Raw genomic sequence first — 1,274 nt, forward strand, 5'->3', positions numbered from 1 at the left:
TACGAGTCCCCCACAAAGAGCGACTCCCCCGCACTCGCTCCCATGTCGCCCAGTGCGCGCAGGAAGATGGCAGGGTCGGGCTTGGCCACGCCCAGCTCGTCGGAAACGTAGACCCGCTCCCGCGGAATCCACCTGGAAAGCCCCAGCTCGCGCCACTTGTCCATCTGGCGGTCCACCGTGCCGTTGGTCACGATGCCGAGGCCCTGGCGCGCATGCGCGTGGCAGAGGTCGAGCGTGCGCACCATCGCGGGCGAGAGGCGCATGGCCTCGGGGTTGCGGGCGGTGTACGCGCGCTGCAGCCGCAGGGCCACGTCGTCACCAATCTGCACGCCAAAGTCGGCCATGGTATCGCGCATGCGGCGCACGTAGATGGCGTCCGTGGGACGCCCGCCCGCGGCGTACGCGGCAAACACCTCGCCGGAGTGCCTGCGGCTCGCCTTGTAGAGGGCGTCGGCGGTCACGCCGGGGAGCTCCCCCACCACCTTCCGCACGGCGCACGCGAGGGGCTGAGCCTGGTCGTACAGGGTGTCATCCATGTCAAAAAGTATCGCGTCCATGCACCCTAGCTTAGCGCGGGCACGGGTGGCCGACCGCCAGACGCCCAGATGCCCACACTGCCCGCAACGACCCAAGAAACCCAGCGCGCAAAGTTACAATGGATGGGCATGCAGAGGGCATGCCCGTCGCACGCGTTTGTGGCGGCGGGCCGTTTGGTTAACGTCGAGGAGAGTGCACATGGCCACCAGAAAAAGGACCAGCTCAAGAGCAAAGTCAACCTCAAAGCCGGCGGCCAGAAAGCGGACCACGGCAAAGCCCGCGGCCAAGCCTGCCACGTCGGCCGCCAAGCCCGCAGCAAAGCCGGCCGCCAAGCCAACCGCAAGCGCGCCGGCGGCCAAGCCGGTGACCGCTGCCACCCCGAAGCCTGAGCCCAAGCCCGCAGCCACCTCGAAGCCTGAGCCCAAGGTCGCAGCTGCCCCGAAGCCTGAGCCCAAGGTAGCGCCCGCCCCGAAGCCGGAGCCGAAGCCCGCGGCAGCCAAGCCGGCCCCCAAGCCAGAGCCCAAGCCCGCGGCGGCCAAGCCGGAGCCCGCACCCAAGGCGGATGAGAAGCCGCAAGCCAAAGCGGCCGAGAAGAGCGCACCCGCGAAGCCTGAAGCAAAGCCCGAGTCCGCCGCAGAGAAGCCCGTGGCGAAGCCTGTCGAGAAGGCCACCGTCAAGACCGAGCCAAAGCCCGCTGCAAAGAAGCCCGCAGCCAAGCCCGAGCCGAAGCCCGAGCC

General features: G+C 68.9%; 1 protein-coding gene and 1 pseudogene. One reads left to right on the forward strand and one right to left on the reverse strand.

Translation table 11 applies throughout. The annotated features are described in order from the left end of the window. A partial coding sequence (locus ACI38Z_RS01635; protein WP_439788445.1) for an HAD family hydrolase occupies nt 1-557 on the reverse strand: 557 nt, incomplete at its 3' end. A 178-nt stretch (nt 558-735) separates the two neighbouring features. On the opposite strand from ACI38Z_RS01635, the pseudogene ACI38Z_RS01640 reads away from it, so the two are divergent. Further along, nucleotides 736-1,274: pseudogene (locus tag ACI38Z_RS01640) on the forward strand (hypothetical protein); the annotation flags it as partial.

This window comes from Parafannyhessea sp. (assembly GCF_051876455.1).
Classification (GTDB): Bacteria; Actinomycetota; Coriobacteriia; order Coriobacteriales; family Atopobiaceae; genus Parafannyhessea.